The sequence below is a fragment of the Pseudomonas jilinensis genome, assembly GCF_003586265.1.
GTDB classification, from domain to species: Bacteria; Pseudomonadota; Gammaproteobacteria; order Pseudomonadales; family Pseudomonadaceae; genus Halopseudomonas; species Halopseudomonas phragmitis.
Map to the genome: position 1 here is coordinate 68,533 of NZ_QJSA01000011.1, position 12,953 is coordinate 81,485.

Here is a 12,953-nt window from a genome sequence, read left to right on the forward strand (position 1 = left end):
CTTGAAGATAATCTATTTTTATATATATTGTTAGTCAGTGATCAGTCAATTATCAGAATAGCCATGCATACCACACCCATAGATCTGGAACGTTTACGCGGCGCTGCCGACCGTGCCCAGCAGTTGCTCAAGGCCCTGAGTAACCGCGACCGACTGATGCTGCTGTGCCAGCTGGCCGAAGGCGAGCTGAATGTCAGCGAACTGGAGCAACGTCTGGGCATCACCCAGCCGACTCTGTCGCAGCAGCTTGGGGTGCTGCGCCGCGAAGGGCTGGTGGAAACCCGTCGCGAGGGCAAGCAGATTTTCTATCGGATCGCCAGCGCCGAGGCGCTGGCGCTGATCAACACGCTGTATCAACTGTACTGTGCTGAGGAGCCAACCGATGAACATTGACTGGGCCAGTTTTACCCCCTGGTCGGCCCTGGCCGGCGGTGTGATGATCGGGCTGGCCGCGTCTCTGCTGATGCTGTTCAACGGCCGTATCGCCGGCATCAGCGGGATTGTCGGCGCCTTGCTGAGCCCACGACAGGCCGGTAATGGCGAGCGCTGGCTGTTCGTGCTCGGCATCCTGATGGCGCCACTGCTTTATACCTTGCTGGTGGCACGCCCGACGATCGTGGTCGAGGCCGGGCCGCTGGCGCTGGTCAGCGCCGGGTTGCTGGTCGGCTTTGGCTCGCGGCTGGGCTCGGGCTGCACCAGCGGCCATGGTGTCTGTGGCCTGTCGCGGCTGTCCTGGCGCGGACTGATAGCTACGCTGTCATTCATGGCTAGCGGCTTTCTGGCGGTCTACATCGTGCGCCATCTGTGGGGAGGCTGAAGCATGCGTAACCTGATTGCTCTGCTCAGTGGCCTGCTGTTCGGCCTCGGACTAATCGTTGCCGGAATGGCCAACCCGGCCAAGGTGCTGGGTTTTCTCGACCTGTTCGGTGCCTGGGATCCGTCACTGGCGCTGGTCATGGCCGGCGCCATCGCCACCGCGCTCTTGCCCATGCAATGGGCCAACCGGGCCAGTTGCACGCTGACCGGCGAGCCGCTGCAGTTACCTGACACTCGCCGCATCGACCGGCGTCTGGTGATCGGCAGCCTGATCTTCGGTGCCGGCTGGGGCCTGGCCGGGTTCTGCCCGGGCCCGGCGCTGGTCGGACTGGCGGCGGCGGTACCGCAGGCGGCGCTGTTTGTCGCCGCGATGCTGGCCGGCATGCTGCTGTTCAAGTGGTTTGACCAGCCCAGGGCGCGCCAGTGAGTCGCAACCCGCGCCTGCAACCACCGGGCGGCAGCGGTCCGCTGGCCTGGCTGCGGCACTATCGCCGTGCCTGGCTCGGGGGCGATCTGGCCGCCGGTCTGGTGGTCGGGATCATGGTGATTCCGCAAAGCATGGCCTATGCCATGCTCGCCGGGTTGCCGGTCGAAGTTGGCCTGTATGCCAGCCTGCTGCCGGTGCTCGGCTATGCCCTGTTCGGCAGCAGCATGAACCTGTCGGTCGGGCCGGTGGCGGTCACCGGGTTGATGACTGCGGCGCTGCTGGCTCCGCTGGCGCCCATCGGCAGCGGCCAGTATCTGCAACTGGCGATCTGGCTGGCACTGCTGTCCGGGCTGATGCTGTTCGTCTTCGGTCTGCTGCGGCTCGGTTTTCTGGCCAACTTCCTCAGTCACCCAGTGATCAGCGGCTTCATCACTGGCGCGGCGATTCTGATTCTGCTCAGTCAGTTGCCACACCTGCTGGGCCTAAGTGGCTGGCCGGTCAGCCCGGCGGCGCTGCTGGACAGTTGGCAGGCCAGCAACAGCCTGGTGTTGGGCATGGGGCTACTGGCCCTGCTGTGGCTGCTTTACGCTCGCAGCCTGCTGGCCGCGCATTTGCGCTGGCTGGGCCTGAACGAGTCACTGGCCCTGTTACTGGCCCGACTGGCACCGATCCTGGTGGTGGTGCTGACCGTTCTGGCCTCACTGTACTGGGATCTGGCCGCACGTGGGGTGCCGGTGGTCGGCAGTCTGCCGGCCGGCCTGCCCTCGCTGGTCTGGAGCACGCCGGATCTGGCCAGTCTGCATAGTTTGCTGCTGCCGGCGGTGCTGGTCAGCCTGGTCGGCTTTGTCGAAAGCGTATCAATTGCTCAGTCACTGGCCCGGCGCAAGCGCCAGAGCATCGATGCCAATCAGGAACTGCTCGGCTTGGGCGCCGCCAATATCGGTTCGGGGCTGACCGGCGGTTTCGCCGTCTGTGGCGGCTTCTCGCGCTCGATGGTGAATATCGAGGCCGGGGCCAATACCCCGCTGGCTGGCGTGGTGGCGGTCGGCGTGATCGGCCTGATTCTGCTCACCATCGCCCCCTGGTTCGCCCATCTGCCTTTGGTGGTGTTGGCGGTAGTGATTCTGGTCGCGGTTACCCCGCTGATCGACCTGCTCAGCCTCAAACGGGCCTGGCGCTATGACCGGGCCGAAGGCCTGACTCTGCTGGCCACCGCCGCCGGGGTACTGCTGCTGGGGATCGAAGGCGGCATCTTGCTCGGTATCAGCCTGGCGATTGCCGCACAGTTGTGGCGCGGCAGCCGCCCGCACGTGGCGGTGGTCGGCCGGGTGCCGGACACCCAGTACTTTCGCAACACCAAACGCCATCTGGTGGAAATCACTCCGCACCTGCTGGCACTGCGCATCGACGAAAACATCTTCTTCGCCAATACCAAGGCCATCGAGCAAGCGATCCATCAGGCCCTGAGCGACTATCCGGATACCCAAGAAGTGTTACTGATCTTGTCGGCAGTCAATCACATCGACAGTACCGGGCTGGACATGCTTAGCGAGCTGACCGAAGGCCTGGCCGAGCGTGACATCCGCCTGCACCTCGCGGAAGTTAAGGGCCCGGTCATGGATCAACTGGCCGAGACCGACTGGCTCAACCAGCAAGTGGGTGAAGTCTTTCCCAGCACCCACATTGCCTTCAACACCCTCGGCAGCCTGAAACGGCCGAGACAGAGCGACGCAGGAGAGTAATCATGCAAGCAAATGTAGGTAGTATTGATCGTGTTGTGCGTATCGTGGTCGGCCTGGTCCTGATTGCCCTGGCCGCAACCGGCACCATTGGCCTGTGGGGCTGGATTGGCCTGCTGCCACTGGCCACCGGTATTTTCCGGTTTTGCCCGGCCTATCCGTTGCTGGGCATCAACACCTGCAAGAAGAAGTGAAATAGCCTGAACCAAAAAAGGAGTTTTGTATGAAATCCGTGATTGTCACCCTGCTGGGCGGCGCTGTGCTGGCCGCCAGCCTGTCGGCTGTTGCCCAGGTTGCGCCTGAAGATCAGATCAAGTTCCGCAAGGCTGGTTACAGCTACATGTCCTGGAACATGGGCAAGATCAAGGCCCAGGTGATCGACGGCGCCGTCGAGTACAACCAGCAGCAGGTTCTGGCCGCCGCCACTACCATCGACGCCATTGCCAACTCTGGCATGGGCGCCCTGTATGGCTCCGGCACCGAGCAGAATGTCGGCAACCAGACCACCCGCGCCAACCCGGAGCTGTTCAACAACTTTCCGGATGTGGCCGAGCTGTCAGGCAATCTGAACCAGGCCACGGCCAATCTGGTCGCTGCCGCCCAGGCTGATGACCAAGGCCAGATCCGTGCGGCCTTCGGCCAGGTCGGTCAGGCCTGCAAGGCCTGTCACGACAAGTACCGGATGGACTGAACGACGCTCCGAGTAGGACGCTTGATGCAATCAGGGGAGCCGAAGCTCCCCTGATTGTTTGCCTTCTCATTCGGCGCGTTACCAGGCCGGTACCGCCGGGGCCGGGGCGGGTGCCGGAATCCAGCTGCCGTTAGCAGCCCAGACCGCCAGCCCAGCCAATGCCAGAGCAATGATCAACGCCGGCCAGCGCCCACCATTGGCCTGTTCGGTCGCTGGATGCGGAGCCTTTTTATAGCCATGAATCATCGGCCCCAGCAGGTTATGCCCACGCACCCGATAGATCACGATGGCCAGCACATGCAGACCCACCAGCAGATACAACAGCTCCTCGGTACGCCGATGCCAGCCACTCATCAGGCTGCTGAAATCCGATGACACCACCCGGGTCAGCGGCCCGCTGAAGGCGATATCGTCAGTTGCCACCAAGCCGCTCAGCGCCTGAAAACCAAAGAGCCCGATCAGCGCGAACACCGACAGCGCTCCCAGCGGGTTATGGCCCAGACCTTCCCATTGGCCACGCAGATAACGGATTACCCGGCGTGGGGTCGGAAAGAAGCTGACGAACCGGGCATGGGTAGAGCCGGCGATCCCCCATACCAGACGAAAGCTGAGCAGACCGATGATCGCCAGGCCAAAACGTCCGTGCCAGATCATCCAGGTGCCACCGAGCTTGATAGTGACCAGCGCCCCGATCACACAAATGACCAGCAACCAGTGAAACAGACGAAGGGGTAAGTCCCAGACTTTGACCGGCATGGCGTGAAGCTCCCTGATAGACAGGCCACAAAGGCTAACCGCAGTACTCAAAAGCGGCAATAAACCTACACATTAAGTGGCAATTACCGCGCAGTAAATGCGGCAAATGGTAGCCTGAGCCACCCCGCGGGAATCGTACCCCTGGGAGCCTTGAGCATCTGCTCAAGGCAGGGGGATGCACCACGCTCCGCTGCGGAACTCCGCACACGGCCCGAGATGCTCCCGCCTCTCAGCTTTATCCCAAATTCCGCGCCAACTTGTCGCGCAGCCGCTCGGGGTCCAGGCCCGAGGCCTTGTCCAGCTCCGCCAACTCCTCGGGCACATACCAGTGCAGCTTGTCACTGTGATAGGCCTGCCACACCGCCTTGGCCACCTCCACCGCCTCGATCAGCCGGAACGGCCCGGTATCGGGCGCCGCATCCATCAGCGTCTGATCCGGCATGCCGGTCCGGATCAGCCCCGGCAGCACATCCGCCACGCGAATATCATGCCGACGAAACTCGTTGGCCAACGCCTCGGTCAGCCCCTTCACCGCATGCTTGGTGGCCGAATACACCGCAATCAGCGGCATGCCCATGGTCGCCGCCGACGACGAGGTACTGAAGCACAGCGCATTGGGCGTGGCCTTGAGCAGCGGCAGCGCGGTGTGAATGCCGTTGAGCACCCCGACCAGATTGACATTGATCAGATTCAGTTGCTGCTCGAACGGCATCTCATCAAAGAATCCGCGCATGGCGATCCCGGCATTGTTGAACAGCACATCCATACGCCCGCCGGTCGCCTCAGCGAAGGCCGCTACCGCCGCCTCGAACTGCGCCCGATCACTGACATCCAGCAACCCGGTCAGGCAATTGTCCGCCCCCAGCTCGGCGCGCAGACTCTCCAGTCCCGCCCCGTTCAGATCAAAAGCGCCAACAAACCAGCCCTGCTGCTGAAACAACCGCGCAGTTTCCCGGCCCATGCCAGACGCGGCCCCGGTAATGAAAATCGACTGACGACCTGCGGCCTGTGCCATTAACGCTGCCCTCCTGTGGGTATGAATGCAGCGACGTTAGCACTGCTGGGCAAGGCTGGGAGCCAAAGCCCAGTCAGCGTGATTGAGCAGCAATCAGGGGGTTTATGGCTTGCACCCTCGGACCGGTCTGCTGACCAACGTATCCATGCGTGGAGCTCGGCTCAGGGCCCTACAACCCGGCCTTGACCACCAGCAATCCCCCGGTCACCACCAACAGGCTGTACACCAATTGCCGAAAACGTTGCTCGTTGAGCCGGTGATGCAGGAATTCACCGAGCAGTACACCGATCACCAGCAGCGGCAGCAGGCTGGCGATACGCGGCAGGTTGGGCAGCAGGTGGCCGTCGAACAGGAACAGGGCGGTGAGGCTGGCGTTGAGGGTGAACCAGACGGTCAGCAGGGTCGCGCGCAACTGGCTTTTGTCCAGCGTGGTGCCGGCCAGGGCGTAGACCAGCAGCGGGCCGCCGGAAGCAAACAGGCCGTGGGTCAGGCCAGCGCCCAGAGTCAGGCCGCGGCTGAGCCAGCCCGGATGACGGACACTCAGGTGATTGCGAGCCAGACGCCAGAGTTCACGGGCGGCGAACCACAGCACCAGCAGGCCGAACATCAGCATCAACAGGTTGTCGCCCAACCAGGGCCGCAGCACATAGCCAAGCAGGGTGCCGGCCAGCATCAGCGGCAGGATCAGTCTGAGCAGGGTGGGGGCGTGGATGTGTCGGCGGTGGCGCCAGGCGAGAAAGCCACTCATGCAGATGTTCAGTGGCACCAGCACGTGCATCAGGTCCGGGATTGGCAGCAGCAGGGCGCCAAGCGACAGGGCAATGACGATACTGCCGAAACCGGTGATCGCTTCGATGGTGTAGGCGATCAGGATGAACAGCGCGATCCAGAGCCAGGGGTCGATAAGCATGTGGGTCCTTGGTGGAAGAGGGTGCCTGCTGGTCAGGTTCGGTAGATGATCAACGCAGTTCGCCGGCAAAGCGTTTGCGCACGCTGCGCAAGTATAATGCTGGGGCCAGGCGCCAGAGCAGGCTGCCGAACCTGGAGATGGGCTCTGGCAACAACCAGCGCTTGCGCTGTTGCAGGCTGCGGTCGATCAGGATGGCCATCCATTCCGGGCTTTTCATGCTGCCGATCATTGAGCGTGGGTGTCGGGCGGTGCTGCCGTCCTTGCCCAGGGCGTGGTGTTCGATCGGCGTATCGAGAAAACTCGGGTAGGCCATGAGGATATGGATGCCGTCGGTTTCCAGCTCCAGGCGTAGCACCTCGAAAAACTGGGTCAGGGCGCTTTTCGCTGCACAGTAGGCGGCACGCCCGGGCACCGGCATCCAGCCGGCCATGGAGCCGATGCAGATGATGCTGCCGCGACTTTGGCGCAGTAGTGGCAGCGCCGCCAGGGTCAGCTCGACCGGGCCCTGCCAGTCCACCGCCATGACCTTGCGGAACACCGCCGAGTCGGTCTGGTGGGCCGGCGAGCGGTGGGTGATGCCGGCGTTGTTAACCAGCAGATCGAGGCGGCCGAAACGTTGCTCTGTGGCGTTGATCAGGCGCTGGATATCCTCGGCTCGGGCAATGTCGGCACTGACCGTCAGCACCCGCTCGGGGCAGTTCAACTGGTCGGCGCGCTCGCTGAGCTGGGCGGCGTTGATGTCGGCCAGGACCAGCCGGTGACCGGCGGCATGCCAATGCTGGGCCATGGCCCAACCGAGGCCGGAGGCGGCACCAGTGATCAGGGTTACGCTCATTGTGGGGCATCCTTGAGGGGTTGATGGAGTGTGCTGTGGATTGCCACGTCGGCGGATGACCGCCCCCTGCTCCTCGCAATGACGGCGAGCGGGTGCATTGACCCGGCCGTCATTGCGAGGGCCACAGGCCCGTGGCAATCCAGGTGTTGGGATCCGCTTGGCACTGGGGCCGGGGCTCAGGGTTGGCGCAGGTTGTTGTGCGTGGCAAACAGCTCGAACACTTCGGCTGAGGTCTTTGCCAGCGGGTAGCCGAATTCCTCCTTGAGCCGACGGTTGCTGAGTACCGGGCGGTAGCGCAGGAAGTTGACCTGCTCCGGGCCGGTGGGTTTGCCGCGCCATTTGGCGACTTGCAGTCCGGCCTTGACCAGCCACACCGGCAGGGTCAGCAGGGGTTTGTTCAGCCGCCGGGCGATCTCGGCCATGCTCAAGGCGCCGTCACCAGCCATGTTGTAGATGCCGGTCTTGCTCTGGCGGATGCCCATCTCCATGGCGCCGATCACATCCTGGTCCCAGATGAACACGAACGGCGAGTCGCTGCCCTTGAGGGCAAGAATCTTCGGCGCCATAAACAGCTCGGTGATCTGGTTTCGGGTGCTTTCACCCAGCACTGTGCCGGGACGGAAGATCAACTGCTGCAGCACCGGATGCCGGGCGCGGTAATCAGCTAACAGTTCCTCGATCTGGCGCTTGTGGTCGGAGTAGGCAAATTCCGGGTTGCCGCGCAGGGCGTCGGTCTCATCGATCCAGGCCGGGTTGTCCGGATGGTAGCCATAAGCGGCCCCGGAGCTGGTGACGGTCAGGTGCTGTACGCCAGCCTTGAGGCAGCAGTCGAGCACATTGCGGGTGCCGTTGACGTCGATGTCATAATCGCGGGCGCGGTCTTTCGAGGCCTGCAGCACCGAGGCCAGGTGCACCACATGGGTAATACCTTCTGCGCTCAGCAAGTCGGCCAGGGCCGGGGCGCGGATATCCAGCTGGCGCACCGGGAAGGCCAGATCGTCGCGGGCCCGGATGTCGGTCCCGATGACATGATGGTCGACGGCCAGGCGGTTGCCAAGCTGGTGACCGATATAGCCGGCAGCGCCGGTAATCAGAATGCGTGGGCTCATGATTGTTGTACTTGTGTGGAATGAACTTTGGCCATGGGGTCGTTGGCCGGGATCGGTAACCGGGCCCAGATCTGCGACAGGGTCAGCCCGCTGACCAGATGCCAGACGCCCCAGAAAGCGGTGATCAGCATCATGCCGCCAGCTTCAGGGAAGAAGGTGAACAGGATCACCAGCCCCAGGCCGGAGTTCTGGATGCCGACTTCCATGGTCACCGCGCGGCGGTCGGTGACCGGCAGTTTCAGTAGCCGGCCCATACCATAGCCCAGTGCCAGCGCCAGCAGGTTGTGCAGCACCACCAGCCAGAAGAAGCTGTGAAAGCGCTCGATGAACAGGCCGACATTGTTGAAGAAAGCGATGCCGACAAAGCCGAGAAACACCAGCAGCGAGATGATCCGCAGCGGCTTTTCACTGCGCGCCACCAGGCCCGGCAGCTTGCGCCCGGTGGTCATGCCCAGCACCAGCGGCACGGCCAGCACCAGCAGTACCAACAGCAGGATGCCGCCTGGCTCCAGGCTGATCTGGGTCAGGTAGTCGCGGGTGTGCGGGTTGAGCCAGCCGTAGAAGGCAAAATTCAGCGGCGTCATCACGGTGGCGGCCAGGCTTGAGACCGCAGTCATGCTGACCGATACCGCGACGTTGCCACGCCCCAGCCAGGTCATGATGTTAGAGAAGCTGCCGCCCGGGCAGGCAGCTACCAGCATCATGCCCAGCGCCAGCTCCGGCTCAATGGCAAAGGCCCAAGTGAACAGGCAGGTGGCCAGCGGCAACAGCAGAAACTGCGCCAGCAGCCCGGCCAGCGGCGCGACCGGGGCCAGGGCGATGCGCTTGAAGTCTTCCAGGCGCAGGCTCAACGAGACGCCGAACATCATGCAGGCCATGATCAGGTTGAGGGCGATCAGGCTGGCCGGGTCGAACTGGATCGGCAGCGCGCCGCTCATGCGTTCACCGGCTGCGGCTGTTCGACCGGCAACTGGCGCTCCAGCTCACCGATATGCTGCGCCAGAGTGTCGAGGTAGGCCTGCTTGTTAACGTAGTAAGCCATGCGCGCCAGTTTGATGTAGTTGTACCCACCATCCAGGTTGATACCTGCACGTTCGCGCTTTAACGCATTGAAGCGCTCGGCCGCTGGGGTGCCGGCCAACTGCTGGCGAATATACAGCGCCACCAGCCGCGCCTGCTGGTTGCGGCCTTCCCAGCCGAGCCCGGCGGCCTCGATCATGCCCATCATGAACAGGTTGTGGTGTTCGGGGTGGAATACGTTCATGTACAGCTGCGGGGCATCCAGCCCGGCCGGCCAGTTCAGCTGCTCGCGGGCGATGAACGGGTAGTCAAGCTGGTAACCGGTAGCCATCAGGATCAGGTCGTAGTCGGCGACCTGGCCGTCACTGAAATGCACGCTGTGGCCGTCGACCCGCTGAATGTCGCGGCGCGCGGTAATATCGCCATGGCCCAGGTGGTGCAGGATCAGCGAGTTCATCACCGGGTGCGATTCGTAGATCCGGTAGTCCGGGTCGGGCAGACCGTAGTCCGAGGGTTTGCCCATCAGCAGGCGGATCAGCGCACCATCGAGTTTCTGTTTCAGCGCACGTGGCAGCTTGAGTTTGCCGCCAAGGGTGTCGGTGGGCCGGCCCTTGATGAATTTGGGGATGAAGTAGTAGCCACGGCGCAGGCTCAGATCGACGCTGGCAGCCTGGTGCACGGCATCCACGGCGATGTCGGCGCCGGAGTTGCCGCAACCGACGATCAGTACGCGTTTGCCCTTGAACAGCTCGGGGCTGCGGTAGGCGGCCGAATGCATCAGCTCACCGGCGAACTTGCCGGGCAACGCCGGCATGTTCGGGGTGTGTAGAGTGCCGTTGGCGATCAGTACCCCACTGAACAGCCTGCTCTGGCGCTGACCGTCGCGCTCACTGGTCAGGCGCCAGCCGTCGCCTTCGGGGCTTAGATCAAGCACCCGGGTGTTGAATTCGTAGTAGCGCTTGAGGCCGAAATGTTCGGCATAGTCACGAAAATAGCGGCGCATTTCACTGTGGTGGGGGTAGGCCGCAACGTCATCACGCATGGGGAATTCGGCAAATTCGGTCATGCGCTTGGAGGAGATCAGGTGGGCGCTGTCGTACATGGTGCTGTGCGGGTTGTCGATGTCCCACAGGCCGCCGACGTCGCTGTGCAGCTCCAGCCCGATGAAGGGGATGCCGAGCTTCTGCAGATTGCGCGCTGCGGCCAGACCCATGGGGCCGGCGCCGATCACTGCGTACATGGGTGTTTCCTCTTTCTTGTTATCGGTATTCATCGTTGCTAGCTGTGTGCCTGAGGGCTTGGTGCTGGTGGCGCGATGCCGAAACTGGCCAGAGCAGTGCGATCTTCCAGGGCAGCTCACAACCTTCAGCTGCATCGGCTGGCGTTACAGCAGCACGGGTGCAAGGTTATGATCCCAGTCTAGCCAACCGTCTGCGCGCGGTATCGGGTCAAACAGGACACAAGGACCAGCAATTCAGGCCATGCACGATTGCTCCGAACACAGCGTCACCCCGCGTTACAGCCAGGCCATCGTGCAGATGGCCGAACGCTTGGGTATTGCCCTGCCGGCGGCGCTGCTGGCGCGTCTGCGCGATGCCGAGCGGGTGCCAATCGGCTGGCAGGACCAGCTCTGGGAGGCGTTCTGTAGCGCCAGTGGCGATCCGTTGATCGGACTCAGATTGGGACTGGCGATCCAGGTCGGGCATCTGGACAGTGTCGGCATGCTGCTGGTGACCTGCGACACCTTTGGCGAAGCGCTGGAGGAGCTGATCGAATACGCCCCGGTGATTGGTGATGGCGGCGAGTTTCAACTGCACCGCGAAGCCGGGCAGGTGTTCATCGATTACCAGCCGCACCTGCAAGTGCGCAGTGCCGAGCGGGTCGAGGCGGTGCTGGCGAGCATGCTCAGCCTGACCCGTTGGGCCACTGGCGGGCAGTTTCGGCCCAGCGGCATCTGGCTGGCACATGCGCCGCTGGCCCCCTTGGCCGATTACCAGGCACTGCTCGGTTGCCCGGTGCAGTTTGAGGCCGGCTGCAACCATCTGGGGTTCAGTGCCGAGCAACTGGCACTGGCGCAGATCCAGGCCAACAGTGCCTTGCGCGATCACCTGCGGCAGTTGGCCGATCACACCCTGGCCGAACTTGGCCAGCATAGCCTGAGCGCCGAGGTACAACGACTGGTGCGCGCCAACCCGCGCTGGGGCAAGGAGCGTATTGCCGAGCAGTTGAATCTTAGTGGCCGACATCTGAACCGTCGGCTGGCTGAGGACGGGCTGTCGTTCAAGAGTCTGCGCGAGAGTGTGCTACAGCAAATGGCTAACCAGGCACTGCGCGGCGATCAGCGCATCAGCGAGATCGCCGAGCAGCTGGGATTTTCCGACGAGAATGCCTTTGTGCGCGCCTTCCGCCGCTGGCGGGGGCTGACGCCTGCGCGGTTTCGCGCTGGCGACTGAAGCTCAGCCCTTGAGCCTGAGCAACCCGCCGCGCAGGCTGGCGACCCGCTCAAAGCCCTGCTCCTTGAGAATGCTGACCGCCAGCGCCGAACGCCGGCCGGAGCGGCACAGGGTCACCACCGGTTTGTCGCTGGGTACCTCGGCGATCCGTTCACGCAACTGATCGAGCGGAATGTGCAGCGCCAGATCGAGCCCGGCCGGCCGCTCGCCATCAACGATTTCATCATCATGGCGTACATCCAGCACGGTCACCGACGGCTGGTTGTGAATCAGCCATTCCGGCTCAACCTCCGGCACTCCGGCGTAGGTGATACGCAGGTCGGCCCAGCGCGGCTCGTCCGGCAGCCTGCCGTCTTCCGGGCAACCGCTGCGCAGGTTGGCTGGCACGGCGGCATCAATCAGCTTGGGATGCGGCAAACGCATGGCTTGCATGTAGCCAACGAAGTCGGTTTCGTTGGCATCACCGCCAACCCGGGCGTTGAACTGTCGCTCTTCACCAATGGTGCTCTGGGTACGGCCATGGTAGTCGTGGGCCGGATAGACACCGCAGCTGTCTGGCAGGCTAAACAGCTGCTCGGTGATCGAACGGTACAGGGTGTGAGCGTTGCCTTGCTGAAAATCGCTACGGCCGCAGCCACGGATCAGTAGCGCATCACCGGTGAACACCATCGACTGGTCGGCCAGCACATAGCTCATGCAGCCGTCGGTATGGCCGGGCGTAGCGCGGGCCTCAAGCTCGATACCGGCCACCCCAAAGCGTTGGCCGTGTTCCAGCGCCAGGTCAACATGCGCGGCATTGATCACCTTGGCCGAGGCAATCGCGCACCCGGTTTTCTGCTTGAGCAGCCAGGCAGCGGTAATGTGGTCGGCATGCGCATGGGTATCGACCACCAGCTTAAGGTGCAGACCCAGTTCATCGAGCAGCGCCAGGTCGCGCTGGACCTGCTCGAATACCGGGTCGATCAGCAATGCCTCACGGCTGTGCTCATCGCCCAGCAGGTAAGTATACGTTGATGAGGTGGAGTCATAGAGCTGGCGAAAGATCATGCGAATTTCCTCGCAAATACGGGCCATATAGTGAGTGTAGCTGGCCCTGAAAGCCAACCCTACATACCCCTTGGGGTATTATGTGAACACCAGCATAATATACTCCAAAGATCTATGCATAGATCAATAATGCAT

15 protein-coding genes are annotated in these 12,953 nt (G+C 62.8%); 7 read left to right on the plus strand and 8 right to left on the minus strand.

What is annotated here, in order from left to right:
* Positions 1 to 63 precede the first annotated feature (63 nt).
* Genes C2846_RS12885 through C2846_RS12910 form a run of 6 tightly spaced genes read left to right on the plus strand, consistent with a single transcriptional unit; the run spans position 64 to position 3,673 of the window.
* Positions 64 to 393, plus strand: coding sequence for an ArsR/SmtB family transcription factor (locus C2846_RS12885; RefSeq protein WP_080048803.1), 330 nt, complete (start codon positions 64 to 66; stop codon positions 391 to 393).
* Positions 383 to 817 carry a YeeE/YedE family protein gene (locus C2846_RS12890; protein ID WP_119701614.1) on the plus strand — a complete coding sequence of 145 codons (435 nt, stop codon included), beginning with the start codon at positions 383 to 385 and terminating at the stop codon, positions 815 to 817. Before C2846_RS12885 ends, C2846_RS12890 begins: the two co-directional genes overlap by 11 nt.
* A 3-nt stretch (positions 818 to 820) precedes the next feature.
* Positions 821 to 1,243, plus strand: coding sequence for a YeeE/YedE family protein (locus tag C2846_RS12895; protein ID WP_080048805.1), 423 nt, complete (start codon positions 821 to 823; stop codon positions 1,241 to 1,243).
* Positions 1,240 to 2,985, plus strand: coding sequence for a SulP family inorganic anion transporter (locus C2846_RS12900; protein WP_205890214.1), 1,746 nt, complete (start codon positions 1,240 to 1,242; stop codon positions 2,983 to 2,985). The genes C2846_RS12895 and C2846_RS12900 overlap by 4 nt, the downstream gene beginning before the upstream one ends.
* A 2-nt stretch (positions 2,986 to 2,987) precedes the next feature.
* Positions 2,988 to 3,176 (plus strand): YgaP family membrane protein, encoded by a 189-nt coding sequence (locus tag C2846_RS12905; protein ID WP_080048806.1) that lies wholly within the window; start codon positions 2,988 to 2,990, stop codon positions 3,174 to 3,176.
* A gap of 29 nt (positions 3,177 to 3,205) precedes the next feature.
* Positions 3,206 to 3,673 (plus strand): c-type cytochrome, encoded by a 468-nt coding sequence (locus C2846_RS12910; protein WP_119701615.1) that lies wholly within the window; start codon positions 3,206 to 3,208, stop codon positions 3,671 to 3,673.
* Positions 3,674 to 3,751: 78 nt separating this feature from the next.
* Here C2846_RS12910 and C2846_RS12915 read toward each other — a convergent pair whose 3' ends face one another.
* The 7 genes from C2846_RS12915 to C2846_RS12945 form a co-directional block, all read right to left on the minus strand.
* Positions 3,752 to 4,429: a cytochrome b/b6 domain-containing protein gene (locus tag C2846_RS12915; protein ID WP_080048808.1), complete on the minus strand. Its 678-nt coding sequence runs from the start codon at positions 4,427 to 4,429 to the stop codon at positions 3,752 to 3,754.
* Between the two features lie 235 nt (positions 4,430 to 4,664).
* On the minus strand, positions 4,665 to 5,444 hold the full coding sequence (locus C2846_RS12920; RefSeq protein ID WP_119701616.1) for an SDR family oxidoreductase: 780 nt from the start codon (positions 5,442 to 5,444) through the stop codon (positions 4,665 to 4,667).
* A gap of 169 nt (positions 5,445 to 5,613) precedes the next feature.
* The gene (locus C2846_RS12925; protein ID WP_080048810.1) at positions 5,614 to 6,354 is read right to left on the minus strand and encodes a sulfite exporter TauE/SafE family protein; all 741 of its coding nucleotides are present in this window, start codon (positions 6,352 to 6,354) and stop codon (positions 5,614 to 5,616) included.
* Positions 6,355 to 6,403: 49 nt separating this feature from the next.
* The gene (locus tag C2846_RS12930) at positions 6,404 to 7,189 is read right to left on the minus strand and encodes an SDR family oxidoreductase (RefSeq protein WP_119701617.1); all 786 of its coding nucleotides are present in this window, start codon (positions 7,187 to 7,189) and stop codon (positions 6,404 to 6,406) included.
* Between the two features lie 176 nt (positions 7,190 to 7,365).
* Entirely contained in the window at positions 7,366 to 8,298 is a 933-nt protein-coding gene (locus tag C2846_RS12935; protein ID WP_080048812.1) for an SDR family oxidoreductase, read from the minus strand.
* Complete coding sequence (locus C2846_RS12940) at positions 8,295 to 9,236, minus strand: bile acid:sodium symporter family protein (RefSeq protein WP_080048813.1); 942 nt, start codon at positions 9,234 to 9,236, stop codon at positions 8,295 to 8,297. Before C2846_RS12940 ends, C2846_RS12935 begins: the two co-directional genes overlap by 4 nt.
* A complete protein-coding gene (locus C2846_RS12945; RefSeq protein WP_080048814.1) occupies positions 9,233 to 10,558 on the minus strand; it encodes a flavin-containing monooxygenase in 1,326 nt (441 codons plus the stop codon). The genes C2846_RS12940 and C2846_RS12945 overlap by 4 nt, the downstream gene beginning before the upstream one ends.
* Positions 10,559 to 10,799: 241 nt before the next feature.
* On the opposite strand from C2846_RS12945, the gene C2846_RS12950 reads away from it, so the two are divergent.
* A complete protein-coding gene (locus tag C2846_RS12950; RefSeq protein WP_119701618.1) occupies positions 10,800 to 11,771 on the plus strand; it encodes an AraC family transcriptional regulator in 972 nt (323 codons plus the stop codon).
* A 3-nt stretch (positions 11,772 to 11,774) separates the two neighbouring features.
* Here C2846_RS12950 and C2846_RS12955 read toward each other — a convergent pair whose 3' ends face one another.
* The gene (locus C2846_RS12955; RefSeq protein ID WP_119701619.1) at positions 11,775 to 12,818 is read right to left on the minus strand and encodes an MBL fold metallo-hydrolase; all 1,044 of its coding nucleotides are present in this window, start codon (positions 12,816 to 12,818) and stop codon (positions 11,775 to 11,777) included.
* Positions 12,819 to 12,953 lie beyond the last annotated feature (135 nt).